This window comes from Mycoplasmopsis mucosicanis (assembly GCF_006546935.1).
Lineage (GTDB): Bacteria > Bacillota_I > Bacilli_A > Mycoplasmatales > Metamycoplasmataceae > Mycoplasmopsis > Mycoplasmopsis mucosicanis.
Genome location: NZ_SMDN01000001.1, coordinates 55,469 through 82,264, shown reverse-complemented (window position 1 = coordinate 82,264; position 26,796 = coordinate 55,469). Strand labels below are relative to the sequence as shown.

Below are 26,796 nucleotides of genomic sequence, written 5' to 3'. Positions count from 1 at the left end.
ATGAATAAACAATACTTTCGTGAAGGCTTTAAATTGTCCAAAACTATTCATTTTTGTGTAGTTTTGGTCATTGGAATAATTATTGCACTTGCTGCAGGACTTGTTGCATATAAGTATAATAAGTATGATGGACAAGCACAAAAAATATTTTCTGATGTATTTCTTGGTGCAGGAATATGATGAGTTGTCTATGGAACTTTATTAATTTCGATTAATAAGGGATTAGGTTCTTCATTTAGACAAATGCATTATTCAAAGGTGCAAAATAGATTAATTAATCGTATTGAAAAACTAAAGCACTCGGCAAAGCAAGATTCATCAACACAAGCTGAAATAAAAGTTTTGAGTGATGAATTAGAGAATTCAAAAATTAAATCTGCACGAAGCGAACAGAAAAATAATCTAATTTATTGAATTTTAATTTTGTTAGGTCTTATAGGTGTAACTTGTTCACTTATTTTGGCCTTCGTATAATAAAAAATCAAGGTTTAAACCTTGATTTTTGTTTGTTATTAAGCTCAAATAGGTTTAGTACCTAAACGATTATCAAGATATTCGTAGCCAGCATTATTTAATTCATTTTTAGATGAATAAATTGTAGGTTGCGAATTGTTTTCTTTGCTTAGGAAATCTTTTTCAACGTCAAATAAGTATGATTGATTATTGAGTGTGTATTCGACCATATAGTGTGTTGATTTATCACTTTTATTAGTGAAAGCAAAGAATTGTACTTGTGTAGGTCTAATTGAGTAAAGAGCATATGCTACATATTCAGCTAGTCCATAACGCGAAAGTCCGTTATTGTATCTTTTTACTGCTGAATCGAAATTCATTTTGTTTTCGTTTTTATTATCTTTGAATGAACGTGTAGCATATTTAATATTCTTATTGAGATATGCTTGAGGATCGGCAGCAAAGTCAAATATTCTTGTTTTGACATCTTGCTCAAGTTTTGCAAAATTTTCAACTGAGAACATTGTAAAGTTACTTTTATCGGGGGCATAGTTTTGATTTATTGCTTTTTTATCATCGTTATCAGTTTTTTCAGGTTTGATAACGTAGTAAATAGGCGCTAAAGATCTTGTAAAACCATCATTAAAATTTGCATCAGTATTCAAATTTTTAAATATTTTTCGGCCGTTTTGTAATACTAACTGATAAGCTGATTTGAAGTTTTCGAGATTATCATTTTTAACAAATTTATCTGAATAGTTAATATCAGCAATAACGTTAGGGAAATAAACGGGTAAAACACTATTGTCCAAGGCTGTGAAATCTATGTTTGTTTCTACACTGTTTTTGTCTTTTATTTTTTTATTTAGACGAGTGTTTTCGAGTTGTTTATAAGCAAAAGGTGATTTATCAAATAAGTATTCAAGAAGTAGAACTTGAGCTTCTTTTTTGATTGGAGCAGCAACATTGTTGCCCTTTTCATCTTTTTGCTGGTTATTAAGTTTTATTTCATCAAGTGCAAAGTTTTCACGATACAACTCAAGGTGAAGATAAGATGACTTGTCGAGTGATTTGAAGAATTTTTCAAAAGTTGCTAGAACGTAGTTAAATGTTTGTTTTTCTTGGTCACTATTAGTTGGATAAATTTTAGAATTAATCAATTTTTCTTTGAAGACTTCAAATGTTTTGGTTGCTAGAATTTTGTTTTGATTGTAGTGTAATCTAGCTTTTTTGATAATGTTGTTGTCTTGGAATGGATTTACACATGCAGCAGCAACTAGTGGAGTTGATGCACTTATTGTTACAAGAGATAAAATCAATCTTTTTTTCATTTATAACCCCTTAATTAGAGTGTTGATTGGTAATTTCATGATCTATAACCTTTGTATGCTATAGAAGCAGAAATTAGAAATACAACTATACTAAATGCTAAAAATCCTATTCCGTATGCTTTATAAGCAATGTATTGGTCAATTAAAAGAGTTTCAATTTTTACATATTTAATTGATTCAATTCTATTTGTGATTTGGCCAATAATTACTGAGCAAATTATTAAAGCTATTAAAGCTATAATACCAACAATTGTTCATTTGATAGTCATTGATTTAACATTAATTTTCCGCATAAATTATCCTTTAATTGTGCTACCTTGACGACTAATAGCATTCATAATTTTTTTCCGAGCAAACAAGAAGAAGACAAACATAGGAAGAACAACAAGAATAGCACCGGCCATTTTGATGTTGTAGAATGTTCTTTCATCATTTCCGGTGTGGTCAACACCAACATTAAATAATCAAACAGACATAACTCGATAATCAACACCAGCAATAAGAGCAGGTCATAGATATGAGTTTCATGAGGCAAGAGTTGTTAAGATTACAATTGTAAGAGTTGTTGGAGTAACCATAGGAATAGCAATTTTGAAAAGATATTTTGCACCTACAGCACCATCAATCATAGCAACTTCTTTAATTCTGTTAGGAATTGATTCAAAAGCGTTTCTGAACATCAAAGCATTAAATATAGAAGCAACAAAAGGAATTGCGATAATAAATAGGTTGTAGTTGAATAGTCCTACTTTATTACCTTCTTGAGGTTTGAGGACTTTATCGATTTGGACAACTACTCATTGTTGACCAGAAAGAAGAGCAACTTCAGGTAAAACAAGTAGAAGCATTAAGAAACCTCAAACAACATTTTTACCATATCATTTTTTAAGACTAAATGCATAACCTAGAAGCATTGTGATAAATATTTTTAGAACAATTGAAACTAGTACGTTAGCAAATGTAAGAATAAATGAGAATACATAGCCTTCTTGTCAGCCTTCTTGTCAAGGTCATACATCACCTTTACCTGAACCAGCAATTACTAGGTTGTCAATTAGTTTTCAGTGTTGAGGTCAAATTCCTGATGAACCATTTTTAATTAAGTCAGCTTGTTGATTATCTGTTGAAGCTAACAAAATCATATAAGCAAAAGGAATAATTACTATTAAAGCAAAAAATGTAATTAGAATTAATTTTAATAAATACTTCGTTAATAAGGATGCAACAGATTTATCATGTACTTGGAGCGTAACTGAATCGCGTTTTTGTTTTAGCTTTGAATTCATTCATTTCCGCTGAATCTTTAATTTTGTTTCAAACATCTGATTCTCCTTTATTTATTGAGGTAATTGCAAGTACTCTAAATCCACCACGAATAATGGTTGAATATGAAGCACCAATTATGAATAAAATAATTGATGCAGCACCTGCTAAAGCATAGTTATTTTCACTTTTAACGAAGTAGTAAATGAATAACATAATTGTTGAAGCACCTGCTTGAACGGCTTTTTTAGGATCGTTTTCAAAAAGTGCTAGAGGGAATACTTTTATACCATTAATAATACCTATGGTCATTATAAAAGTAATAGTTTTTGATATAGATGGCAATGTAATTGTGAAGAATTGTTTTGTTCCGCCAACACCATCAATTGAAGCGGAACGATATAGGTTTTTATCCACTGAAAGCATTGCAGTTGTGAATAAAAGAATGTTGAATGCTAGTGAACTTCAAACACCATTAACTAGCATTACGAATATTGATTTAAAAGCGGCTATACCTTTATCAGTAGAACCAAGTCAGTCGGTTTGTGCGTTAATACCAATACTACGAAGAATTTGGTTGAATTGACCATCTTTTTGGAAAATTTGCACAAAAGCCAATGCAACAGCAACTAGGTTAGTAACATATGGTAAGAAGAATATAGTTTGTAAAAAACCTCTTAATCTTTTACGTATAACGGTTGCTATCAATGATGAAACTAAAAGCGAAACTATCATTGAAAAAGGTAGTACTAAAAGACCATATATAAATGAGTTTCTTATACCAATTGCAAACTCAAGTTGCTTAAATAAATCAACAACGTTTTTAAAACCAACAAATTTAAGTGTTTCAACCCCAAATTCAGTTTTCTTTTCAGTTACCGCATTTATTATGTTGATAATAAATGGTACAAAAGTAAATGAAACCAACACAAGTAATGCAGGTAAAATTAGCAAGAATGCAACAAAGAAATTACTTCTTTTATCAACAACAGAGCCTGAAATGGCTGTGTTTTTATTTGCTTGCTTTTTTACTGCAAAATTGAAAAGAAATTTACTATTAGAATTAATGCTTAATTTACGATAAAAATTAGATAACATCATATTCTATTCTCTCTTCAGTAGTTGAGTCAAAAATGTGTAGTCTGTCAGTTGGAATATTAAAGTGAATTATTGTGTTAATTTGAGGGTTGTATTTGTTGTGAACTAAGAAATTAAGTTTAATTTTGCCTTCTAATTCAACAACTAATTTTGATTCCTTACCAAATTGTTCAACTGTAATGACTTTTCCATGGAATTGAGCTTGACTAGCATCTTCAACGATGACATAGTCTTCTGATCTAATTCCAACATTCACTTCAGCAAATGAACGATTTTGGAGTTTGATATTAGGTATTTCTACGCCTAATACATTTAGTTTTTCATTTTCATATTTACCAGGTATTAAACCCATTTCAGGCATACCTAAGAAGCGAGCAACAAATTGGTTTACTGGTTTGTTATATAGTTCCATTGGAGTTCCCATTTGTTGAACTTTAGCAGTCGACATACATACAATAATGTCTGAAATTGACATAGCTTCTTCTTGGTCGTGAGTAACGAACACGGTTGTGATGCCTAGAGATTGTTGAATTTCACGAATTCATTGACGTGTTTGAATACGCAATTTAGCATCAAGGTTTGAAAGTGGTTCATCCATCAATAAGATTTTTGGTTTTTTAACAATTGCACGTGCAATTGAAACACGTTGTTGTTGACCACCTGATAAACGTGTAGGTTTTTTTTGTAAAATTCCAAGAATTTCAACACGTTTAGCAACATCTAAAACATCACGGTGCAATGCTTTAGAAATGCTGATTATATCTTGTGAAAGTTCTTCAATTTCTTTACGTTCTTCAACAGAAAGATCAAAATTTCTGAATTTTTTGTCTTCTTTGATTATTGCTTTAAATCCGTATTTTATGTTTAGTTCTTCTTCTATTTTTGCATGTTGTTGTTGCATAATGATAGGAACCATACGCATATTACGTTTTGTTCTTTTAACTTCATCAAGACTAATAGTTTTTAGATTAACTTCTGCTTCTTTAAGTTCTTTTTTTAGTTGAGCAATTTTGTCTTTGTTTTCTTCATCGTTGGTAATTTGTTTGATTGTAAACATACAAATTGCTTGATTTTTGAGTATTTCTTTTTCAAGTTTTGCAATTTTTATTGCATCTTTTTGTGAGTAATCCATTTTATTTTCAGCAGCAATTTTGTTAATTAATTTCTCGTATTGAGTATTAATTTCCATTAATTTTGCTTTTAATTCTTCTGTTGAAACCTTAGTAGGTTTAGTGAATTTAAGAAGACCAGAATCAATAATGGTTTGGATTATTTCTGGATCTTTAGGATCACGAACAATTCCATTTGCTAACTCAACGCTTTTTTCAAATTTAATATTAGCAATAATTTTTTTGCAATCTTCTTTTAGTTGTGAGAAACGTTCAAGAACATTTTTAGATAAAATCATTGATTTTGCTTCATATTTGTTAAGTGCAAGTTTGTATGAAGTTTGAGCTTTTGAAAGTTCGCTACGACGTTTTGATATTGCACGAGAGTGTTGACGTGACAATTCATCAAGCACTGCTCTTGTGTATTGTACGTTTTCTAAATAACTTTTACATTCTTCTTCACTTGCTCCTAAGTGTTTAAGATAAATAATGTTTACTTTTGTTTGAGCAATGATACGTTTAGTGATAATTCCGTTCTGTCAATCTGCATCATTTTTTAAAGGAAAAGCAATGTTTGCATAAACACTCATATGTGGATAAAGTGCATAGTTTTGGAAAACAAAACCAATTTTTCTTTTTTGAGGTGAAAGAGCAGTTACGTTTTTACCATAAAAACGTACTTTACCACTACTAATGGTTAATAAACCACTAATAGCATTAAGTGCTGTTGTTTTACCTGAACCTGAAGGACCTAGAAGAGTAACTAATTTACCTTCAGGAATCTTGAAACTAACGTCATCAACGGCCAATGTTTCACCAAAATCAATATAAACATTCTTAAGTTCAATGGCAGGAAGATCTTTTTCTTCTTTGTGCATTATTACTTCATTTAAGATGTCTTGATATTGATTAAAATCATCATCAGTATAATTAACGAATTCTTTAATGATAAAATCTTTTATTTTATTAAATAATCTCATTTTGTCCTTTCTATAGTTTTATATTAATTTTCTTGATTTTCTGGGTTGTAAGTTGCATCAGCATATGAGAAGACGTTGTTTGGATTAGTTGTTGCATCTGCTTCTTTATATCAAAATGATCTTCAAGCTGCACCTATAGGTTTAAGCATATAAATTTTTTCAAAATCATCAGGTGTTTTTCTAAATTTATATCATGGTTTTTCAAAGAAACCTTTTTGATTTTCATATGCATATTTAAGTGCAAGACCTAATGAGTAATATGTATAGTATTGTAGAGAGTGTGAGTTTGTAATTTTGATACCAATCGATTCTTTAGCTGTTTCATAAGGTAATGTAAGACCAGCTTTTGTAATTTCAACACTATATGATGAAACTGCATCATCAATAGAATCGATATTATCTTTTGTTTTATTATAAAAAACATCGGCTGTTACTCTATTATATGTATCTTTACCATCAAAATATACATAAACAATTTTGTTTGTTTTTAATTCATCTTTTGCAAATTGAGAAGCTTTTTTAGCTCAATAAAGTTCAGGATCTACTGCATCAGTACCACTAACATTTTTTTCAGGTGTATCAATACCTGAAAGTCTTAGTTTGTAATTGGTGTTTTTTACAATTTTTATTTTAGCTTTGTCCTCTAAAGCTTGAACTGTTATAGTATCTCCATCAGAGTGTCCAACAACTCTTGCTTTAAAAACACTAAGTTTTACTTTTTTGTTGTCTTTATCAAGATGGATTTCTAATTTATAGTTGTCGCTATCTTTATTGTTATTGCAGCTTGCTGAAATAAAAGGAACAAAGGTTGCAACAGATGAAATACCTATCAAATTTAAAATTCTTTGTTTAGACATAATTATTTCTTTCTTATGATAAATAATAAACATTTATGCAGAGCATAAACGTTTATTAATTTATTTACATATTATTTGAAGTTTGTAGTTGTACGTACAAGAGCTTTTACTAAATCGCTAAATGGATAATCATTACCATTTACAAAGATATCTGAAGCAGCTCTAAGAGCTGAGTTAAATGATTTACGGAATGGATCAGCATATTTAGAAGCTGGTTCTTCATAATAGGTTACGCTATTGTCTTTATTAGATAATGCTTCAAAAGCAACTTTAAGATATGTATTGGTTTTTATTTGATCATAATCATTTTTATATTCATATATTTTGCTATCACCAGTAATATCTTTGTCAAAACCAGCATAAGGAACTACATATGAAGCAGTTTTTGAAATATGAGTAAGAATTTTTTCCTTTACCGGTTTTTTATCTTTACCACCTTTTTTCGAAAATTCTTGTTCACTATTTTGAAGCATAAAGTTAATGAATTTCATTGTGGCAACATTTTGGTCATGACCATTATCAATTAAAACCATGTTAGGTCCTTGAAGGAATGTAACTGATTTTTGTGAAGCAGAATCAAATTTCGAAGGAGTTTTATAAACAACTAACTCAGTGTCTTGCAAGCTTGTAGCTGTACTTGGAATATTAATTTTTAAGACATCTTTCTGTTCAAATTGTTGAACATTAAGTTCTTTGAATTTTCAAAGTTCTTTCACTTCAGTTTTGGTTTTGCTTACCATTTTAATTTCACCAAGTTTTTCAAATCTATCTAAGTGTTTGCTTAAATATGCAGAAAGCTCGCTATATTTTGTTTTTTGAACATCATCTGCTTTATCACCTGGTTTATCAACTTGGAAGATATATCGTTTACCTAGTTCAAGAGCATTTAATTTATCAATAAGTCCATCATTTGCTACATCAGTTTGTCAGTAGTATGATGCTTTTGTGCTTCCAGATGATTTAATAAATACATTTGAGTGTTTAAATCTAAGTTTTTTTTCTTTTTTACTTGTTTTTTCATTTAAAACTTCAACAACTTTACCGATATCATCACGTTCAATAGTTCTTTTTTTATCGCCTGCACCGAATATAATTTCTGGTTTTATATCATCTTCTTCAATAAAGTTGTGAGTATATCCTGCTGATGATCCAATGTTTGCACCTAATTTGTGGTTTACTTCATCTTGAGAACCATATGAACCACCACCATAAACTTTAATAGCACCTTGTCCCATAGCACTGAATACTAATTCGATAAGTTCTTTATATGCTTTGTAACCTTCGCTAGCACTATCGTTAATTTTGTTGTAGCCTACCTTAATAACTCCATTTTCATCTGTACCAACACTGATTAACATTTCAGAATTTTTACCATTTAATTTTGAATATGCTATTGTGTTTAATGTACCGAATGCATCGTCTATACCTAAAAGTGCAACGCCATTATCTTTAGCTTTAGGGAAGATTTGGATTGCATCAGTAATAAATTTAACAAATGATTGGAATTCTTCAAAGATAGATGCTTTTATAGTTTTTCCTGCATATTTATCTTCTGTAAATATTTTTTTAATTTCATCACTCGATATAGCAGCACCTAAATATGTTTCACCTTTTAAAGTTTCAATATCAGCGTTTCAGTCAGTACCTTCAACTTTAAAATCAGTTTTGATTTTATCATCTAGTGTATAACCTGCATTTTTAAGAGTTGTGAAGAGGTATTTGTAAATTGGTCCATTGATACCAAATACTTGAGTAGATTTAAAGATAGGAACTGAGTAGAAACCACCTTCTTTTAGACCTGCAACTTGGTCATTAACTACTGTAAATCTAGGGTCGAATTTATCTCTACTTACTGCTAAATCTCCAAATTTCTCTGCATCAGCAATATTAACTGATTTTCCATAGTTAACTATTTCAGATAGGGTTGATCCGTAGTTAACTGTAATGTTAGGGATGGAACTTACGTTTTTGTTTTTTAAGTCTGTAACAATTTTTTCGTGTCCAGCACCATAACCTGAACCTAGTTGAGTTAAGTCAACTTCTAATGTTTGAAGACGATCAACTTTTGCTTTTTCTAGTTGAGCTTTTAGTTTTGAAGCTTCTTCTTTATTTTTTTCGGTTTTAATTTTTTCGCCTAATTCTTTGATTAGATTATCAAGTCTTGTTTGTTCAGCTCTAGTGTGTTCATTAAATTTATTAATAACATCTGTAAGAGCATTTCATTGGTCTTTTCCTCTTGAAAAAGTTACACCAAATTTAATTTTATCTCTTTTGTATTTTGAACAAGACACTGCAACTAATGGCAATAATGTACCAGCAGCACCAGCAATACTTACCATTGTTGTAAGAAATTTATTATTTTTCATTGTTCCCCTATATATTGATTTTATTGTTTATCAATTTTTTTCAATCATACTTATTAATATATTGATAATAAGCACTAAAATTATATAGAATTTATTATTATCAAACAAAATAGGTAAATAAAAAAAGAACAAACTTTTTTTGTTCTTGATTGATAATTATAACACAATTACAAAATTATCCCAATCATTTGGCAGTGTATAACTTTTTGATAGTGATTTGAATGTGTTTTTTCATATTGATTGCTCATATGACTTTCTAAATAAATAAGGTATTTCACTTTTGAAATTATCTTTGTAAGAAATAATTTTAAGATTTTTGATTTTATTTTCTCAATTTTTGAATAAATTATTTGTTTTTGAAAAGTTTGATGTGTGAAAATATAGACGATCTAAAAGACCCAATTGCTTGATATTTTCGCTGCTTTGTGGTCCTACATAATAAATAAAACTTGCTAATTGTCTGTAATCTTTTGCATTATCTAAAATATCTTTATAGCGCTGCAAATTTAGTCGATTTATTAATTCATTAAGTTTAGTTTCATTGACTTTTTCTTTATTTAATTCTTTGTCATTGATGAGAACATCATTGAATTTATTTTTATTAATGAGTAAGTATTGTTCTCAAAGTAAAAGGATGTAATTAAAATCAATGTTTTTAAAGTGCGTGAATTCTACATTAGCATCGGCGTTTTGTGCGGATGGACCTTTATGAAGATCTTTAAGTTCTTCATATTTTGTATTTTCAAAAAAATTAGCTATGTCATATTTTTGGTCAATAAGATTTTTATAATTTTTAAGTTCATTAGAGTAAAGCAAACTAATAGAATTGTAATCGTTTATATTGGCCCATGCATTCTCAACTTTTTTAGTAATGTCTGCATCTACGCAAAATTTTTTAAGTGATTCAATATCATCCTTAATGTAATTTAGCAATTCATTAGAACCTGCTTTTTTTATCATCATTAATTTTTGCTCATATTCACTCACAAGTTCGCTAATTACTTCTTTAAAAGTTGTCCGAATCTTATTGTTTTTATAGTTTTCTTCAATTGTTTTATTAATGGTTTCTAAATTGTTTTTAATTTGATTGTATTGGTTATCAAAGTCGCTGTGCTGATGAGTGTTGTTGTCTAAACTATCAATAATTTTGAATATATTTATTACTCTTAAGCTTAAAAGATTTGTAGCTGAAGGTGATAAAGAATTTTTTTTGATTGAATCTTCATGATTTTTATAAAGTAATAAGTCATCTAAAAAAAAGTCTTTTAATAGGTAATCGACATCATTATTTTTTGCAGTAGAATCATATTTTTTTTGATATTCATTATAGAGTAGTTGTGCATCGTGAAGAGCTTTTTTATAATCATTAAACATTTGGTTTGCATCTCTATTATCACAACTCACACATATTGCAGGAGTTAAAAGGCCAGATGCTGCAGTTAAAAGTAAAAAAGTACGCATTTTTTTATTAAGCATAATTAATATTATACTTGTTAATATATAATTTAATAATACGGAGGTAAAATGGCTACATGAATAATATTAATTGTTGTTGTTGCACTCTTAGTGATATTCTTTGTTTATTCATTTATTAAAGAACGCATTAAAAAGAAAAAACGAAGAATTAAGCAAATGGAGTTTATGAATAAAGCAGACGAAGTCAAAAAAATGACTATTATTGAACTTAGTTTATTACTTAAAAAAAACGAAGAATTATTAAATAACTTTGTACCTAGTGTTGGTGAGTATAAGATGAAAGAAGTGGTTCAGAGTGCTCGCCAATACCTTTTAGATAAACATAATCAACCAGATTTTAAAGAGTATATTATTAATAATGTTGAGCAAAAGGAGTTATATAAATACTTCGCGCTCTTAAAAGATGAACGTTGTACATTATGAAAAAGTTTCACTGAAGTTTATAAATACATAGATGAACAAATTCATTTAATTGATGAAAAACTAGATGAAAAATTATTCATCGAAGCACAAAAAAATATTGAGGAGTTTTATGCGGACAAAATGAAAAGACATTAATACACCAAACAAATTAACTTTATTAAGAATTCTTTTATTATTACCTTTATTGTTGATTTGTTCATTGTATGTAGCTATTCAGCAATTCCATTTTCATACTTTTTGGTTTTCAAGTGTTTTAGCAAGAGTATTTTTAGCTTTAATTTTAGTAATTTTTGCCGGTGCAATGATAACAGATTACTTTGATGGCAAGATTGCACGTAAAACCAATAATGTTACAAGCTTTGGTAAACTTTGAGATCCTATTGCCGATAAACTAGTAACCACCACAATTCTTTTATTTCTTTCGGTGGTTTCTAAAGGTTATGTTTCATTTATTGTTTTAGCATTATTTGTTTGCCGTGATTTGATAGTTGATGGTTGTAGAGTTGCGATGAAGGAATTTAAATTAGATGTTTCTTCATCAATTTGAGGAAAAATTAAAACATTTATTTTGACTTTTGCTATTGCTTGAGTACTAATATTGATGATTGCCTTTCCTTCTTTTGATAGCCTTGTTCTTGCATTTTATCGTATAGATACAGATGCTAAACGTTATGGTTTTTGATTAGCAATCAACATTCCTTTAATTGCTGCGCTTGTGTTTAGTTTAATCTCTGGTTCACTTTATGTAATTAAAGTATCAAAATACATTTCATACAAAAGTCATGCTCAATTTTCTGAACAAACTAAAACAATGGTTTATGAATTAGAGCAAAATAACAAAAGCAAAAAAACAAAAAATCAAAAAAGCAATAAAAAATAAGTTTAATAAATAATAAAGTTAGTCTAATTGACTAACTTTTTATTTATGCTGCTAAACAGAGACAGACAAATACACCTAAATAAGCATGACAAAAAATGCACTAACTTATTAAAATTTCTATAGTATTTTTGCTTAAATTATGAAATAGAACTTCGATAAATTGCAATTCCAAGAATAATCAAACCAAATAATAAACCAACAACAATTGCAATAATTGCTATTGTTGTTCACATTCTTCTAAAAAGTGCATTACGTATTACTCTTGTGTCTTTATTAGCAAATTCTCTTGCACGATGAAGATATTGATTGCGTGTGAAAGGGTCTAAATTACTAAGTTCACTTCGTGAAAACTTAGTTTTTACATTAATTTCTAATGTTGCGTCAATTGTATTTTCACTTGAATCAAAAAGGTTTGATTTTTTTTCTTTTTTCATGCTTCTATTTTACCTTATACAAAAAGAAAAAAAATCACGAACGTGATTTTTTGGTGTTTAAAACAAATGGTGGAGATGACGGGAGTTGAACCCGTGTCCACACAACAAGACATAGCAGCACTTTTTACAGTTTAGTTTATTTTTGAGTTCTAAAAGCATTTAGAAATAAACAAAATAAACGCTTTTAGTGCACTTGAATTTAAGCTAGAATAGTGTGCCTATTTCTAACCGAGCCTTAAAACCACACCAATAACCTAAGGCATTGATATTGATGCACTAGATTGCAAAATTACGCAAAAACTAGGTTTGATTGTGCTTGTAGAGCGTTAGCTGCTAGCAAGTCTTTAAGTTCAACTTGAACTTCGTCTTTTTTGTTTGCGACTATAAAGCCTAGAAGTATTTAGGTTTACCAGACCACTGATGCTACTATTACCCGCTGCATGTCGAAACCATTTACACCCCCGAGTGTGCAATATATTTATATCAAAAAAGTTAAAAAAACAAAACAACATTTAGTTGTTTTGAATGCATACATTACGACGTATTCGTATTTCTTTAAATGAACTCATAAAATTTTTGAAGTTACTAGTTTTTTGGTACTTAAACACTCATTTATTGTTGATTTTATCAATGAATATGCTATCTTGAGCAAGTCAAAAACAAGTGGCCAAAATACACGCAATAATTCCAACAACGCTTCAACTTATTAAGTTATAAGGTCAGTGTGAAGCAGGTCCAAAAATATTTTTTTGTGCATTTACTTCATCTTTGCCTAAATATAAATAGTTTGTTTGTCAAACATGTGGATTTTTAACATCTTTGGTTAATAGAGAAGTAAGTCAGTTAATGCCAAACATAAAGAGAGCTAAACATGAAAAGAATGAAATTTGAATTATTAAATGCTTAGCTTTGAAGTTCATTTTGTGAATTACAAAAGCACTCATAATGCCTAAGAATAGGAAATTGTGTATTAATATGTAATCATAGTAGAACACTGAATCTAAACCTACTGCTGGTTTATCTCCTTTTGGTATTTTTTCAAATTCAAAACTTGGATTTACTAGTGCAATGAATGCACCAATTAATGCGACAGCACCAAAGTATTTAACTAGTTCAAGTCGATTAAACACTAAACATAATCCAAGGAAAAGAAGCATTAAACGGCATAAATGGAAAGGTAATACTTCTCAAGGGAAAGGATAGTTATTAAATAAAACAAATGTTGATTTTGTTGCCATAAATACAATAATAAGCGAGCCAATGGTTGCAAAAAGCGCTCTCTTTGATAAAAAACCTAGATGACGCTCTTTGCTATTAAATCAACGATTAATAGGACGCTTAAAGAATCAAAGTAAAAAACCACAAATTATAGAAAGGCTAAAAATTAAATAGAAGATTGTAAAACTAACACCTTCAAAGCGAAATTGTTTGTTTGCATAATGTCAATCAAAAAAGCTTGGCACTATAAACCTCCAATTCCCATTTTTGCTAAATCTGCAAGGTTTCCGCTTTTAACTTTTTTGGCCATTTCGCTCATGTTTTTGCTCATTGAGTCAAAATCGTTTAGAAGTCTATTGTATTCAAAAGCAGAACGGCCCGAACCTTTTAATATTCGTGCTTTACGTGTTGCTTGTTTAAGAAGTTTAGGATTTAGACGTTCTTTTTTAGTCATTGAACTCATTAAGATTTCATAAGAAGCGATTTTAGATTCTGCTTCTTGAATTTTTTCATCACTAATTTTGTTTGCTAAACCAGGAATCATTTTTAAAAGTGATTTCATTTTGCCCATTTTTTTCATTTGAGCTAGGTTAGCCATTAAATCATCTAAAGTAAAATTGCCTTTAAGAACTTTTGCAATTAAGTTGTTGGCTTGATTAGGATCATAGACTTCTTCGGCTTTTTCAATTAAACTTAGCACATCCCCCATGCCTAATATTCGGTCGGCCATACGGTCGGGATAAAACAAATCAAGATTAGAAATTTTTTCACCAGTTCCAATAAATTTGATTGGTAAATTTAACACTTTAGCCAAACTTAATGCAGCACCACCACGAGCATCTGAGTCAAGTTTTGTAATTATTGCAGCACTTAAAGATAATTTTTCATTAAATGCACTTGCAACATTTAGAATATCCTGACCACTTAATGCATCGGCTACAAAAAATATTTCTGATGGATGTGCAATCATTTTTAAATCATAAAGCTCTTGCATCAATGCTTCATCAATCGCTAGTCTACCAGCAGTATCAATAATTATTAAATCATTATCATTTTGTGCTGCGTGTAATAATGCTTGGCTAACAATTTCCTGAGCACTTAAAGATGTACCTTTTTCAAAATAATCAACTTGAATACTTTTGGCCAATGTAACTAATTGTTGAACCGCAGCAGGTCGATAAATGTCCGCAGCCACCATTAATGGTTTTTTAACAAAGTTTTTTTTGCGTAAGTAGTATGCTAATTTTGCTGTTGCAGTGGTTTTTCCTGAACCTTGTAGTCCAGTCATCATAATAATATAAGGACGTTTGTCGATTTTTACTTCTTTTACTTGACCACCCAATATTTCTTGCAATTCAGCATGCACAATTTTAATCATTTGTTGCGAAGCATTTAGTGAGCCAACAAGACGTGATTCGAGGGCTTTTTCTTTAACGTTTTTTACAAAATCTTTTACGACTTTTAAATTTACGTCAGCTTCTAATAAAGCCAGTTTAATTTCTCGAGTTACTTCTAAAATATCTTCTTCATTGACAATAGTTTTAGAATTCATTTTGTTAAGAGTCTTTTGGATTTTGTTTTCTAAAAAATTAAACATTTTGCCCCCTTAATAATTAATTACAATTGTATACAATATACCAATATTTTTAAAACCTAAATTTTGGTAAATTCTGCCTGCCTTTTCATTGTGGTAAAAGAGCATAGGTGTTTTGTTTTGTTCAATTATTCAATTTGCAAGAGCAGCAACAGTTTTTGAAGCTAACCCTTGTTTTCTGTGTGAGTCAATTGTATAAACACCACCAATAAATGCTCTATCAGTAACATTGATTTGAACAGTTGCACAACTTAATACAGTATTATTTTTATCTTTGATAATAAAAGGATTAGACACACCAGCATCATAAGCTTCAAGATATAGTTGCATTTCTTTATCAAAAGTATTGAAAAAGTCTTTAAATTCAGCAATTGTTAAACGAGATTTGACAATATTTTCAATATCTTCTCGTTGAGCCTTAACTACTCCACTAGTGTCAATTGATGTTTTTTGAGTTAGTTTTGCTAAATATTGTTTATGTATAACAAATGATGAATTGCTCATATAGTGTTGCTGGTTATGAATAAACATTTTTTCAGAAATATTGATATTGTTTAATTTATGCTCACTAGCAAAATTGATTATTTGATCTCATGAAAGCTTGTTATTTGGATCGAAATAAAGAAAAGTTTGATTAAATCTTAACAATACTGCAGCTATTTTGTTAGCAATTTCATACACATAATAGCAGTGAATTTTTGATTCAATTCCAAATGTTTCTAAATCACCGATTAAAAAGAAATTGTTATCGCTGTCTAATTGCAAAAATTCCATTAAGGAATTGTATTCATCTTTATGTGCTTTTCTAATCATTTCTCTCCTTTTATTTACATAATATAAAAACAAAACCCTTGCAGGCCTAGTTTTATAAATTATTAAATACTTTTAAGTTCTTCATCAAGAAGTTCTTTAAGTCTTTTAAGTTCTTCAATTGTTAAAGTAATCCCTTTTGAAGAACGTGCATGGTCTTCACTTCAGTCTCTAATGTCATATTTAGGCTCACCATTGTTTCATGACACTAAATTCAATTCTTTAGTATAAGTGCTTCCGGTTTCGCTGATATTACCAATATGTTTAACAATTTTATTTGTTATTTCTGGTCTCTTGTATGCCATAACTCCTCCTTTTTAATATTTATATAGAATATTATATTGTTTTGGTATATTATAATATATATTTTAATAATAAATAAATAATTATTATTTTACTTCTAGACAAAATTTTGACCAAAAGTACTCAAAAATGTGTGTATAGGTAAAATTAACTTCTTAATTTTGATTCAAATTCTTTAATTTTATATGCACACATTGCAATCATTGCTCCATTATCCGTAGCATACTTTAAATTAGGCACAATTGCTTTTGGACTTAATTTTAAGAATTTTTCTCTTAATTCGCTATTAGCACTCACACCTCCAGCAAGAACCAAAGAGTTAATTTCATACTTTTGAAGTGCTAATTTTGTTTTCTTTATGAGATAATCAACGGCTGTTTTTTGAAAACTAGCTGCAATTTGAGTGTTGTCAACTGCTTCATTACGCATTTTTTTTGTATTGTGATAGTTAATAACTTGAGATTTTAGACCACTAAAACTAAAATCAAATTCATTTTCAGTGTGCGGGAAAGTAAATTTTATATACTCGCCTGTGTAATTGCGTGCAATTTTATCAATTTTAGGGCCACCTGGAAAACCTAAACCTATTCTTGAACTGACTTTATCAAATGCTTCACCAACCGCATCATCTAATGTTTGCCCAATGATTGTTATATCTAAAGGATTTTTAACATACATTAATTGAGTATGACCCCCAGAAACAAGAAGACAAAGTGATGGAAATTTAATTTCTTGCTCAATCGCATTTGAAAAGAAATGTCCTTCAAGATGATTAATTGGCATTAGTGGCTTATCAAGACAAAAAGACAATGCAGCAGCAAATAAATATCCTATCTGTAATGTACCAATTAGACCTGGTTTTTGAGTATATGCAATCAAATCAATATCGTTTAGGTCATATTTTTTTTGAAAAATTGTTTGAATTAAATTGATGTTTTTAACATGCATACGTGAACTTAATTCAGGAATAGTGCCTCCAAACTCTTTAAAAACATCAATTTGACTTATTGTTTGCATTTCAATAACTTTACCATCGTCAAGCAGTGCAATTGAAGTATCATCATGACTTGTTTCAATACCTAAAATTTTCATTACTTTTTGCTCCCTATTTGTGGTTGTTTGATGTAGTATGGTTCAATGTTTATTGGTTCATTGTTTTCAATAAATAAGTCTTCATATACTGCAAAATTATTGAATAATTCTTCATAGTCTATTTGATCATAATTTGTAAGTTCGCCTTGAACAACTTTTACCAAATCTACTGAAAAATGAGTATTTAGGGCAAAATAATTAAAATATTTATTCCCCATAGCATTAATATTGAATTCACGTTGCAAAGGATTTTGACGTTGTAAAATTTGCATACTTGATACTGTTTTTATTTTTGCATTTGTTATTAGTGTAATTGTTCGTAAATAAACAAGCGATATACGTACACCGGTAAAAAGTCCTGGCCCTAAATTAGTGTAAAAAGTGTCTATTTCGTGTATGTTTACATTAGAATCAGTGCATATTTTAGGCACATATTCAGTAATTAGATCTACTTTTTTTGGCTGGTCAGAAATGATGATTTTGTTGATAAGTTTTAGATTATTGTCAAATAAAGCTAGTGCAAAATCTTTAGCAGTTGTGTCTAGAAATAGTTTCATTATTCAACCTTTCTGATATTAAAAATATGATTATTATCTTTATCAAAACTAATATGTATATCTAGATAATTTGAGTAATTATGACTAATGTTGTTAGCTCATTCTATAGCTACAATATTGTCTAGATAATAATCTTCGAATTCATCTAAACTTTCACTTAAATTATATGCATCAATATGAATTAAGCCATCATAATTCTTCATGTAATTGAACGTTGGTGAAGTTATTGGCTCACTAATGTTTATTAATTTTGCAAGTGATTTGATTAGAGTTGTTTTACCTGCACCTAAATCACCGTTAAGCAATATTATTTTGGATTTTGTTAGATTATTTAAAACATATTTAGCTATATAATCAATATTTTCATTCATTTTGCTTACAAAAATCTGTTCCATATTTACCTATTCTATACTTATTATTTATTAATTTTACCTTTTATAGGTTTAATTTTTTTAATATTTTGCAAACATTACTTTTTTACCAAAATACACGTTTTTCAGTATGATAAGAAAAAAATCAGACAAATATGTCTGATTTTTGTTGTGTGTAAATTATTATTTAATAATTTTTGTAACGTTACCGTAACCTACAGTGTGTCCACCTTCACGAATTGAGAATTTAGTTCCTTCTTCAACTGCGATAGGAGCAATAAGTTTAACTTTAAGTTCAACGTTTTCACCTGGAGTAACCATTTCACGTGAAGCTTCAAATTCAACACCACCTGTAACGTCTGTTGTACGGAAGTAGAATTGAGGTTTGTAGTTTTTAAAGAATGGAGTGTGACGACCACCTTCTTCTTTAGTTAGTACATAAATTTGAGCTGAGAATTCTGTGTGAGGAACAATTGATCCTGGTTTTGCAAGAACTTGACCACGTTCGATTGCTGATCTTTCAACACCACGTAGCAATAGACCTGCGTTGTCACCTGCTTGAACTTCTTTAAGGTTTTTACGGAACATTTCCATACCTGTAACAACAGTTTTTTTAGTTGGTTTTAGACCAACGATTTCAACTTCTTCGTTAAGGTTTAATCTTCCACGTTCAACACGACCTGTAGCAACAGTACCACGACCTGAGATTGTGAATACGTCTTCAACAGCCATTAAGAATGGTTTGTCAAATTCTTTAACTGGAGTTTCAATTCATGTGTCAACAGCATTCATAAGTTCCATGATTTTTTCTTCGTATTCTGCATTACCTTCAAGAGCTTTAGCAGCTGAACCACGAACAAATGGAGTGTTATCACCATCAAAACCATATTTTGTTAGTAATTCACGAACTTCCATTTCAACTAAGTCAACCATTTCTTCTTCTTCTTTGGCTAACATATCACATTTGTTTAAGAATACAACCATACGTGGAACACCAACTTGTTTAGAAAGTAGAATGTGTTCACGTGTTTGAGGCATAGCACCATCTGTTGCAGCAACAACTAAGATAGCACCATCCATTTGAGCAGCACCTGTAATCATGTTTTTGATGTAGTCAGCGTGACCTGGACAGTCAACGTGTGCGTAGTGACGTTTTTCAGTTTCGTATTCAATGTGTGAAGTATTGATTGTAATACCACGTGCTCTTTCTTCAGGAGCATTATCGATTGAAGCATAGTCTCTAGCTTCAGCTAAACCTTTTTTAGCTAAAGTTGAAGCAATAGCAGCTGTAAGAGTGGTTTTACCGTGGTCAACGTGACCAATGGTACCAATATTTACGTGTTCTTTATCACGGTTAAAATCTAATTTTGCCATATTATTATTTTCCTTTCATTAGAATAATTAATTGTTTAGCGCTAAACCAACCTAAGTATGGCCTTTCATCCACATCCTATCCATTAGCTATATATAAATATTATAAAATAGCATTAATATTTTAACAAAGAAAGCAAAAAAACATAAAAATAAATTATGAAGGCAAAATCGTAATTTTTTTATATTTTTATTTTTCGTGTTTTGATATAAAATTTTACCAATACACACGTTTTTGAGTACTTTTGGTTAATTCTCGACTTAAGAGTAAAGAATTTTTTAATTATAGAGTCTCAAATCTAAATATTAATTTATCTATTGAATATATTCACAATTTAAGCACTGATTAAAATCTTTAATATATAATTTAATCTAGTTTTTATAGGAGTATAAAATGAAAACAAAATATATTAATAATAATGATTTATCAAGCAAAAACATAGGAGAACAAGTTGTCCTACAAGGTTGAATAGCTAACAAAAGACGTTTTGGTGAATTAACCTTTATTGATTTAAGAGATAGAAGCGGAATTGTTCAATGTGTTTTTAATCAAGATGTTCACATTTCTAAAGAAAGTGTTATTGAGGTTGAGGGAAAAATTGCAGCACGTAAATCAGTTAATAAAGAGTTGAAAACTGGTGAAATAGAAGTTATTGTTGAACGATTTCACATTTTTAGCACTTCACTTGATGAATTACCTTTTGCAATTAGAGATGATATTGATGTAAAAGAAGATTTAAGACTAAAATATAGATTTTTAGACTTGAGAAGACCAAAAATGCAACGCAACATAATACTCAAAAATAATTTAGTATTTGCAGTACGTGAATTTATGCATAAAAATGACTTTATTGATATTGAAACACCAATGTTAGCACGTTCTACACCTGAAGGCGCAAGAGATTTTTTGGTGCCAACAAGAACAAAAAATGAATTTTGAGCACTTCCACAAAGTCCTCAATTATTTAAGCAGATGTTAATGGTGTCTGGTTTTGAAAGATATTATCAATTTGCACGTTGTTTTAGGGATGAAGACGGACGTAAGGATAGACAACCAGAATTTACTCAACTAGATATTGAAGCATCATTTATGAATGTTGAAGATTTCCAAAAATACATTGAAGAATTATTTGTGCACATCTTTAAATCACTTGGCCTTAAATTAATAACACCACTTCAAAGAGTTAAATATTTTGATGCATTACGTGATTATGGAACAGATAAACCAGATTTAAGATTTGGTTACAAAATTCAAGATATTAATGATTTTGCAAACGACACTGACTTCAATATTATAAAAGAAGCACAATCAAAAAGATTGCTTTATGTGGATACTAAAATTTCTAAAAAAGATTTTAAACATCTTTCAGAAATAGCAACAAAAAACAAAGCAAATGTTTTGTTTTACTTTGTGTTGGAAAACGGTGAAATCACTCATACAAATTTTGCAAACAAAATATATGAATCTTGTCAAACATTAATCAAAAAAGTGAACAAAGGTGATGGAACATACTTCATTGTGGCTAATTCATTTGAAAATGCTTCAAAAGCACTTGGCGCAGTTCGTGTTGAGTTAAATGAAATGTTTGAGTATGCAAAACCTGATGAATATCATCTATCTTGAATTACTGATTGACCAATGTTTGAATTCGATGAAGAAAACAATACTTGACAAGCAGCACACCACCCTTTTACACAATTTGACCATGAATTAAATGAGTTAGACAATCTCCCTTATGAAAAAATAATGGCTCGAAGCTATGACTTAGTACTCAATGGTTTTGAATTAGGTTCAGGTTCAGCAAGAATCTATGATGCTAAAACACAAGCAAAAATGTTTGAAATGATAGGAATGAATGAACAACAACAACAATCAAAATTTGGCTGATTTGTTAATTCATTTAAGTATGGTGTTCCACCTCACTGTGGAATTGGTTTAGGACTTGATAGATTAGTGATGATTCTTTGTCATGAAAAAAGTATTCGTGATGTAATTGCATTCCCTAAAAATGCAAAAGCTCAAGACGTTTATACTCAAGCTCCAAATTCAGTTGATAAAAAACAACTTGATGAACTATTTTTAGAAGTCAAAAATGATTAACATATGTGTTAATCGTTTTTTGTATTAGAATTAATTTATGAGTTACTTGAAATATTTATATCCAGCAATTGAACCATATCACACAGGTTTTTATTCGCCTAATGATTCTAAACATAGAATTTACTATGAAATAAGTGGGAATCCAGACGGGATTCCGGTTGTGTATGTTCATGGAGGTCCTGGTGGTGGTACTTCTGCAGTTTGTCGTAGATTTTTTGATCCACAGAAGTATAAAATAATCCTTATAGATCAACGTGGATGTGGTAAATCAACTCCATCAATTTGCACAACTAACAATACAACTGATTATTTGGTTGAAGATATGGAAGCAATAAGAAAATCCCTAAACATTGAAAAATGAGTACTTTTTGGCGGTTCTTGAGGAACAACACTCAGTCTTTGTTATGCTATAAAGTACCCTCAAAATGTTCTTAAAATGGTCTTGAGAGGAATTTATTTAAATCGTCGTTCAGACATTGACTGACTCTTTGAACAAGGTGCAAGTTATTTTAAACCTGAAGAATTTGATCAATTTTGTTCACTATTGAGTAAAAAAACTCATACTCTAAACAAGGTTCATGAATATTTTGAACTAATGAACTCAACTAATGAGCAACTCAAAACTCAGACATGTATTGAGTGAGCAAAATGAGAAATGTGTTTAATTAGTGTCAATAAATTAGAATTCAATCCACTCAAAAATATTCGTGAAACAATTGAGATTGCTTATCTAGAAAACTGATATTTTGAACACAATGGTTTTATGGAAGAAAATTACATTTTGAACAATGTAGACAAAATTAAACACATAGAAACGCATATTGTCCATGGTGTTTATGATTTGGACTGTAGACCAATAGGTGCATATGAATTACATAAAGCTCTATTGAATTCAAAACTTTATATGTTGAGTAAAACAGCGCACACACAGCGAGAACCAAAAATTGCAAAAACATTGGTAGAAATAATGCAAAAATTAACTTTTTAGCATTATTTTTTGTTCTATTTGTATAATAAGTCTGCATTCATATTGACAATTTAGTTCGACCTTAAAGCTTTATTTTATTGTGTTGAATTACTAAAACACGACAATATTTTGCTAAAAAACAAATAAAAATTAAGGGGTTATGTGTATATAAAAATAGAAACAAGTTTTTTTAAAAACTTTCCATTAGCTACCATCACAGCATTCAAATTCCAAAGTTCTAATATCGTTCAAAACCAAGAAGCATACAATGAATTGAAATCTCTTGCAATTGATTTTTTAATGGATGAAGCAACTCAAAGTAAATACCAAAGTGAATTCGTGTGCAAAAAAATAGGGTTGAATTCATATAACAATCTCTTTCAACAAGGTCAAGATGCTTTTGATGGTAAAGATATTTTACAGAATGTTTTAAATATGCTTTCAATAATAAGCGGTTATACATTCAGCAGTTTTGATATAAGTGATTTTAAAAGCGGTCTATCTCTTGTTGAACAAAAAGGTGAATTAATTTATGAATCTAAAGGTGCAAAATTAAGTCATTTTGCAAATGCAGATTTGACCAAAACACACAAAAATGAGTTAAAAATTGTATTGTTAGAGTCAATTGACCAGACTGATTATGAACACTACTTAAACACAATTACATTGACTACTAAATATTTATCAGCTATTTTTAATGTTGAAGTTCTTAGAAATATAATGTCGGTTGTTAATGATAGCTCTGATTTATATTCACAAGCAGAGATTGACTGAAGTGCTGAAGGTTGAGATCAATATGGTGAAATATCACTAATTAAAAAGTCATGTAAATCGAGAGTTAAAGCACACATTTAAAAAAAATTGGCTAGTGAGCCAATTTTAATTTATTTAAATTCATTTTGTTTAAATGAAGATATTGATTCTTCTAAATTGTTAATGATACCATCTTCATTGAGTTGATTAAGAACTGCTGAAGCAACTAATAAATATTTATATTGTGGAAGTGTTTCGAATTTAAAGAAGAATGTATCTGTTTTTTTTAGTCAGTATTTGAGTATTTTTGTTGGTACTTTAATCTCTTTTGAAAAAGAGCGAGTGTTATGCACAACTCTTTTTCACTCAGCAACAACATCCTTTTGATTTTGTTTTTCATACTGTTTTGTTGTTGGATCAAGTCATCTGATTTCTAATTTTTGAACTGAAAAACTAAGATTATGTTGCGTTGTGTACTCAAGTACCTTGTCTCAGTCAAAACTTGTGTTTATGTGTATTTTTTTGTATGAAATCGCCATTTGGATAACACCGATTATAGAAATTAAAGCAATAATACCAATACAAATGAGTAAACCATAACGACTTTCTTGTCATAATGTAGTGCTTTTAAAAGCACTTTCACCAATAACAAAAGTCAATAAAAGAACAACAAAACCAACAACACCAAGAATAATAAATTTTAAAAATGCAATTCAATGATCTTTCTTTACGAATTCCAAAATTAAGTTATTTTCTTTGAAATATTTATGCATTTTATTGAATTTTCTTCAAAAAACAATTTGTGCAATGAGCGGCGCTAGTAAGATTAGAACAACTAAAGAGTTTAATGTATTGATTGAAGTAAAAAAACCTATTGGATTAATTATTGATTCAGTATTAGCACCATTGGCTGTGTTTAGATTAAAATTCATTAATCTCCTTTCAGATATTCTTTATCAAAAATTTTCTTAGCGATGTTTTTTGGAACCACTAAACAGAGTTGATCGAATGATGCATTATAAATATTTGTATATGTCTTGAAGTATTGTAGCAATTTTTGCTCATATTTTTCACCTAAACCCTTAATTCTTTGCAATTTTCCTTCAAGTGATGATATTTTTTTGTGGTTATGATAGTGAGATTTTGCAAATCTATCAACCTCAATTTGTATAGCGGCAAGGAAATTTTTGAGATTTTGTGGCTTAATGATGCTAGTTTTTTCATTAACATCAACAATTTTAGAGGTTCGGTGATAATTATCTTTTATAAGACCTATTACACTGAAATTTAGATTGAGTTCTTTTAATACTCGCTTAACTTCGTGAACTTGAGCAAGACCTCCATCTGCAATTATTAAATCAGGTGTAAGATTTTTTTCTAAATTTGTAAAATATTTTAAAGCGCTTTGACGCATATATTCAACATCTGAATGTCGCGATTCTATTGAAAAATGATTGAATTTTCTATAATAATGCTTGTTTTTTAAGCCATTTACATACGCAACTGCAACACCAACAGGGAGAGTATTTGCATAATTTGAATTATCAAATGCAATAATTTTTGAACACAATTTTCCATTTGTGTATTTTGATAGTTCTTTTGTCAATGTGAAGTTTTTTTCTTCAATGCTCTTGATATGAGCAATATTTTTAGAACAATATTGTTCTAAATTTAAGTATGCTAACTGCATTATTTTTTCATAGTTTCCACTTTTAGGGAATATAAATTTAAAATCAGTTGCATTTTGGAAGTTATAATGCTCTAGATTATTGTCAAGAATTATTGCATCAGGTTTAATTGTATTCAAATAATATGCATTAAATAAGTTCAATAACGTTTCATACTCATCAATATAGAGGTCAATACTTAAGTTGTCATTTCCAATTAGATTACCATGGCGATAAAACAACACAGTAAGATGCATTTTATTTTCTATTATTTTGAAAGCAAAAACATCAATATTTTGAAAATTTTTTAACTCAATTATTTGTTCTTGCGAAATTTTTTCTAAGTATTGCAAACTGTTTTTAATGTCTAGAGCAATTTCGAATTGCAATTTATTGCTTGCTTGTAACATTTTTTGTCTAAGTTCTTGGATATATTTTTTTTGGAATGTTATTATGTTCTTAATGTGTTGAAATTTTTGTTTTCAAAATTCAATGTCTGTGTTGCTTATCTTAAGACCATTTTCAAAAAATGCTTCACGTTGAAGAAGTTTAAGAATAACTCCAGCTCCATAACCTTGTGGAAAAGGGCCAAAATAAAATATAGACGAGCTCTCTTTTTTGGTAATCTTACGCACAATTAAAATATCAAGCTTTCCGTTTTTGAGTTCAACTTTTATGTATGGATAACGCCGGTCATCAAGTAGCAAAATATTGAACTCTGGATTATATTTTTCAATAAATTGCTTTTCTAAAAGCAATGCTTCTTTATCGTTTCGAACTATAAAAATTTCAAAATCTGAAATTTTTTGAACCATTGCATGAGTTTTATAGGAGTTTATTGATCCTTCTAAATATTGATTCATTCTTCGATTCAAGTTTTTTGCTTTTCCGACATAAATTACAGTGTTTTCTGCGTCTTTTCATAAATAAACACCAGGTAATTTAGGTACTGTTTTTAGTTTTTCTTTAATGAAATTGGACACTATAAATGCTCCTCAATGAAATCAACAATAATTTCTTTAGGATAAAAACCAATACCACGTTTTTTAATTTGATTGTTCTGGATTATTAAAAATATTGGAACTGAAAGGATATGATATTTATCATTGAGATCTTGATAAATTTTTGCTTCATCAATATCAATTTGAATACATTTAACATTACCTTCGTTTTTGAAGTCCTGAAAAATCTCATCGTAAATATATTCCATGACTGCTGATTCAAATTGATTATGCATAGTAAAAACTACAAAAAAAACTTTATTTTTGTTTTTTTTGTCGCTTATTATGTGTTGTGCTTCATCTCAATTTAACTGTTTCATA

General features: G+C 29.4%; 26 protein-coding genes and 1 other RNA gene. 6 read left to right on the top strand and 21 right to left on the bottom strand.

Going from position 1 to position 26,796, the window contains the following annotated elements; all coding sequences use genetic code 4:
* A complete protein-coding gene (locus E1I18_RS00365) occupies window positions 1-474 on the top strand; it encodes a hypothetical protein (protein ID WP_141483627.1) in 474 nt (157 codons plus the stop codon).
* 38 nt (window positions 475-512) lie between these two features.
* On the opposite strand, the gene E1I18_RS00360 is transcribed toward E1I18_RS00365, so the two are convergent.
* From E1I18_RS00360 to E1I18_RS00325, 8 genes are all read right to left on the bottom strand, one after another.
* The gene (locus tag E1I18_RS00360; RefSeq protein ID WP_141483626.1) at window positions 513-1,784 is read right to left on the bottom strand and encodes a hypothetical protein; all 1,272 of its coding nucleotides are present in this window, start codon (window positions 1,782-1,784) and stop codon (window positions 513-515) included.
* A gap of 14 nt (window positions 1,785-1,798) precedes the next feature.
* Window positions 1,799-2,077 (bottom strand): hypothetical protein, encoded by a 279-nt coding sequence (locus tag E1I18_RS00355; RefSeq protein WP_141483625.1) that lies wholly within the window; start codon window positions 2,075-2,077, stop codon window positions 1,799-1,801.
* Between the two features lie 3 nt (window positions 2,078-2,080).
* Entirely contained in the window at window positions 2,081-3,106 is a 1,026-nt protein-coding gene (locus tag E1I18_RS00350) for a carbohydrate ABC transporter permease (protein WP_141483624.1), read from the bottom strand.
* Window positions 3,015-4,148 carry a carbohydrate ABC transporter permease gene (locus E1I18_RS00345; protein ID WP_141483623.1) on the bottom strand — a complete coding sequence of 378 codons (1,134 nt, stop codon included), beginning with the start codon at window positions 4,146-4,148 and terminating at the stop codon, window positions 3,015-3,017. The genes E1I18_RS00350 and E1I18_RS00345 overlap by 92 nt, the downstream gene beginning before the upstream one ends.
* Window positions 4,135-6,234: an ATP-binding cassette domain-containing protein gene (locus E1I18_RS00340; RefSeq protein ID WP_141483622.1), complete on the bottom strand. Its 2,100-nt coding sequence runs from the start codon at window positions 6,232-6,234 to the stop codon at window positions 4,135-4,137. Before E1I18_RS00340 ends, E1I18_RS00345 begins: the two co-directional genes overlap by 14 nt.
* A gap of 23 nt (window positions 6,235-6,257) precedes the next feature.
* Window positions 6,258-7,091 carry a thermonuclease family protein gene (locus E1I18_RS03710; protein ID WP_170218480.1) on the bottom strand — a complete coding sequence of 278 codons (834 nt, stop codon included), beginning with the start codon at window positions 7,089-7,091 and terminating at the stop codon, window positions 6,258-6,260.
* Between the two features lie 71 nt (window positions 7,092-7,162).
* Window positions 7,163-9,457, bottom strand: coding sequence for a P68 family surface lipoprotein (locus E1I18_RS00330; RefSeq protein WP_141483621.1), 2,295 nt, complete (start codon window positions 9,455-9,457; stop codon window positions 7,163-7,165).
* 156 nt (window positions 9,458-9,613) lie between these two features.
* A complete protein-coding gene (locus tag E1I18_RS00325) occupies window positions 9,614-10,933 on the bottom strand; it encodes a hypothetical protein (RefSeq protein ID WP_141483620.1) in 1,320 nt (439 codons plus the stop codon).
* Window positions 10,934-10,981: 48 nt separating this feature from the next.
* On the opposite strand from E1I18_RS00325, the gene E1I18_RS00320 reads away from it, so the two are divergent.
* Complete coding sequence (locus E1I18_RS00320) at window positions 10,982-11,491, top strand: MHJ_0274 family protein (RefSeq protein ID WP_141483619.1); 510 nt, start codon at window positions 10,982-10,984, stop codon at window positions 11,489-11,491.
* Window positions 11,466-12,236: a CDP-diacylglycerol--glycerol-3-phosphate 3-phosphatidyltransferase gene (pgsA, locus tag E1I18_RS00315; RefSeq protein WP_235888465.1), complete on the top strand. Its 771-nt coding sequence runs from the start codon at window positions 11,466-11,468 to the stop codon at window positions 12,234-12,236. Before E1I18_RS00320 ends, pgsA begins: the two co-directional genes overlap by 26 nt.
* Window positions 12,237-12,373: 137 nt before the next feature.
* Here the strand turns inward: pgsA and E1I18_RS00310 are convergent, their stop codons facing one another.
* The 10 genes from E1I18_RS00310 to tuf all read right to left on the bottom strand — a co-directional run bounded on the left by E1I18_RS00310 (window position 12,374) and on the right by tuf (window position 19,989).
* Window positions 12,374-12,670 carry a hypothetical protein gene (locus tag E1I18_RS00310; RefSeq protein ID WP_141483618.1) on the bottom strand — a complete coding sequence of 99 codons (297 nt, stop codon included), beginning with the start codon at window positions 12,668-12,670 and terminating at the stop codon, window positions 12,374-12,376.
* A 67-nt stretch (window positions 12,671-12,737) separates the two neighbouring features.
* Window positions 12,738-13,133, bottom strand: a transfer-messenger RNA (tmRNA) gene (gene ssrA, locus E1I18_RS00305).
* 49 nt (window positions 13,134-13,182) lie between these two features.
* A complete protein-coding gene (locus tag E1I18_RS00300; RefSeq protein WP_141483617.1) occupies window positions 13,183-14,133 on the bottom strand; it encodes a YwaF family protein in 951 nt (316 codons plus the stop codon).
* Window positions 14,133-15,485: a signal recognition particle protein gene (gene ffh / locus E1I18_RS00295; RefSeq protein ID WP_141483616.1), complete on the bottom strand. Its 1,353-nt coding sequence runs from the start codon at window positions 15,483-15,485 to the stop codon at window positions 14,133-14,135. Before ffh ends, E1I18_RS00300 begins: the two co-directional genes overlap by 1 nt.
* Before the next feature lie 9 nt (window positions 15,486-15,494).
* Entirely contained in the window at window positions 15,495-16,295 is an 801-nt protein-coding gene (locus E1I18_RS00290) for a GNAT family N-acetyltransferase (protein WP_141483615.1), read from the bottom strand.
* A gap of 62 nt (window positions 16,296-16,357) precedes the next feature.
* Window positions 16,358-16,597 carry a YdbC family protein gene (locus E1I18_RS00285; RefSeq protein WP_141483614.1) on the bottom strand — a complete coding sequence of 80 codons (240 nt, stop codon included), beginning with the start codon at window positions 16,595-16,597 and terminating at the stop codon, window positions 16,358-16,360.
* A 145-nt stretch (window positions 16,598-16,742) separates the two neighbouring features.
* Complete coding sequence (gene tsaD, locus E1I18_RS00280; RefSeq protein WP_141483613.1) at window positions 16,743-17,687, bottom strand: tRNA (adenosine(37)-N6)-threonylcarbamoyltransferase complex transferase subunit TsaD; 945 nt, start codon at window positions 17,685-17,687, stop codon at window positions 16,743-16,745.
* A complete protein-coding gene (locus E1I18_RS00275) occupies window positions 17,687-18,244 on the bottom strand; it encodes a hypothetical protein (RefSeq protein WP_141483612.1) in 558 nt (185 codons plus the stop codon). Before E1I18_RS00275 ends, tsaD begins: the two co-directional genes overlap by 1 nt.
* Entirely contained in the window at window positions 18,244-18,639 is a 396-nt protein-coding gene (tsaE, locus tag E1I18_RS00270; protein WP_141483611.1) for a tRNA (adenosine(37)-N6)-threonylcarbamoyltransferase complex ATPase subunit type 1 TsaE, read from the bottom strand. Before tsaE ends, E1I18_RS00275 begins: the two co-directional genes overlap by 1 nt.
* 159 nt (window positions 18,640-18,798) lie before the next feature.
* A complete protein-coding gene (gene tuf, locus E1I18_RS00265; protein ID WP_141483610.1) occupies window positions 18,799-19,989 on the bottom strand; it encodes an elongation factor Tu in 1,191 nt (396 codons plus the stop codon).
* A gap of 391 nt (window positions 19,990-20,380) precedes the next feature.
* On the opposite strand from tuf, the gene aspS reads away from it, so the two are divergent.
* The 3 genes from aspS (at window position 20,381) to E1I18_RS00250 (ending at window position 23,909) form a co-directional block, all read left to right on the top strand.
* Window positions 20,381-22,087 (top strand): aspartate--tRNA ligase, encoded by a 1,707-nt coding sequence (gene aspS, locus E1I18_RS00260; RefSeq protein ID WP_141483609.1) that lies wholly within the window; start codon window positions 20,381-20,383, stop codon window positions 22,085-22,087.
* Between the two features lie 37 nt (window positions 22,088-22,124).
* Window positions 22,125-23,075 carry a prolyl aminopeptidase gene (gene pip / locus E1I18_RS00255; RefSeq protein ID WP_141483608.1) on the top strand — a complete coding sequence of 317 codons (951 nt, stop codon included), beginning with the start codon at window positions 22,125-22,127 and terminating at the stop codon, window positions 23,073-23,075.
* A 141-nt stretch (window positions 23,076-23,216) separates the two neighbouring features.
* Window positions 23,217-23,909 (top strand): hypothetical protein, encoded by a 693-nt coding sequence (locus E1I18_RS00250; protein WP_141483607.1) that lies wholly within the window; start codon window positions 23,217-23,219, stop codon window positions 23,907-23,909.
* A 29-nt stretch (window positions 23,910-23,938) separates the two neighbouring features.
* Here E1I18_RS00250 and E1I18_RS00245 read toward each other — a convergent pair whose 3' ends face one another.
* The 3 genes from E1I18_RS00245 to E1I18_RS00235 are packed head-to-tail and all read right to left on the bottom strand — an operon-like array spanning window position 23,939 to window position 26,795.
* Window positions 23,939-24,739: a hypothetical protein gene (locus E1I18_RS00245; protein ID WP_141483606.1), complete on the bottom strand. Its 801-nt coding sequence runs from the start codon at window positions 24,737-24,739 to the stop codon at window positions 23,939-23,941.
* The gene (locus tag E1I18_RS00240) at window positions 24,739-26,457 is read right to left on the bottom strand and encodes a GIY-YIG nuclease family protein (RefSeq protein WP_141483605.1); all 1,719 of its coding nucleotides are present in this window, start codon (window positions 26,455-26,457) and stop codon (window positions 24,739-24,741) included. Before E1I18_RS00240 ends, E1I18_RS00245 begins: the two co-directional genes overlap by 1 nt.
* Entirely contained in the window at window positions 26,457-26,795 is a 339-nt protein-coding gene (locus tag E1I18_RS00235) for a thioredoxin family protein (RefSeq protein WP_141483604.1), read from the bottom strand. Before E1I18_RS00235 ends, E1I18_RS00240 begins: the two co-directional genes overlap by 1 nt.
* Window position 26,796 lies beyond the last annotated feature (1 nt).